2 protein-coding genes are annotated in these 1,251 nt (G+C 47.5%); both read right to left on the bottom strand.

What is annotated here, in order from left to right:
- Positions 1-38: 38 nt before the first annotated feature.
- A complete protein-coding gene (locus tag D9N13_RS00070; RefSeq protein WP_290584468.1) occupies positions 39-872 on the bottom strand; it encodes an IS3 family transposase in 834 nt (277 codons plus the stop codon).
- Positions 869-1,198 carry a transposase gene (locus D9N13_RS00065; protein ID WP_290584467.1) on the bottom strand — a complete coding sequence of 110 codons (330 nt, stop codon included), beginning with the start codon at positions 1,196-1,198 and terminating at the stop codon, positions 869-871. Before D9N13_RS00065 ends, D9N13_RS00070 begins: the two co-directional genes overlap by 4 nt.
- Between the last annotated feature and the right edge of the window lie 53 nt (positions 1,199-1,251).

Here is a 1,251-nt window from a genome sequence, read left to right as displayed (position 1 = left end):
GAAACCTCACCCACTTTTGCGCACACCGCTTTGTTAAATCAAATACTACACTCATATTCCACTGGTGATAAATACCCAATGGACGAATGTGACCGAATTTCGTTGTACCACTTCATGTAAAGCTGAATCGTCCTGCGCAGTGTCCAATCCGAGTTGAATTCCTTTGTCTTGATCCGCTCAGTTTTAAACTGGTGAAAGAATGACTCAATGTATACGTTATCATTCATCACTCCCACTCGGTTCATGCTTTGCCGGATTCCATATGTGTCCAACAGCTCACGGTATTCAAACGCCCCATACTCTATGCCCCGGTCTGAGTGAAATATCAGGCCTGGATGCAGCCCTCGACGTTTCACCGCTCTCCTTAGCGCCTTTGTCGTCAGACTGACCGACTTTCTCTTACCCAACGCCCAACCGATTACCTTCCTACTAAACAGGTCCAGAACAACCGCCAGGTAGCGCCATTCTTCATTTACCTTCAAGTATGTAATATCGCCTACCCACACCTGGTTTGCCGCTGTCACTTCCTGATTCCAGATTATATTGGGTATACCCGTGTAAAAGCGCTGTGTACCCGGCCTGCTTCGATAGATTCTGCTCTTCTTCGCCTTTAGACCGTTTTCTCGCATCAGACGCGCTACGCGCTTCTCTGACACCGCGATACCTTGTTTCTTGAGCTCTTTATAGATCTTCGGGCTACCGTAAATCTGCTCGCTTTTATCAAACTCATGCACAATTCGTTTTAGCAGTAATTGGTCCTCAACTGCCCGCAGGCTTTTGCCGCGTTCCAGCCATGAGTAATAGGATCTCGGGCTGACACCATAGACTCGGCACATTACTGCAAGCGAATAGTTCGACCGGTTAGCCTCTATGAATTCGTAGATTTCTTTTCTTGTTCTAAAGAGTGCTGGATGGCTTTTTTTAAAAGGTCATGTTCCACCTGGAGCACCTTATGCTCCTTCTCCAGTTTCCTAAGACGTTTCAATTCCGCCTTCAACTTGGGGTCGATATTGATGTCTTTCTTCTTCGTCATGAGTTCACCGCGTCGAGTTTCCATACACCAACGATAAAGCATAACCGGATGTATGGCGAGTGCATCAGCTACGTCTTTCGCTAGAACTCCCGGTATTTTGGTGAGGGCAACCGCCGTTGCCTTGAACTCATCGTCGTATCGATTGTATTGCTTTCTTCGTGCCATTTGACACCTCCACTTAGGTAGTTGGAGGTGTGCGCATTATCGGGGGAGGTGTC

The organism is Ketobacter sp. GenoA1, from assembly GCF_003671475.1.
GTDB lineage: Bacteria > Pseudomonadota > Gammaproteobacteria > Pseudomonadales > Ketobacteraceae > Ketobacter.
This window is presented reverse-complemented; position numbering and strand designations above follow the sequence as displayed.

What these genes read in the sequence shown, in the direction of transcription:
- D9N13_RS00065 (WP_290584467.1), bottom strand. Translation starts at nt 1,198, where the DNA reads ATGGCACGAAGAAAGCAATACAATCGATACGACGATGAGTTCAAGGCA.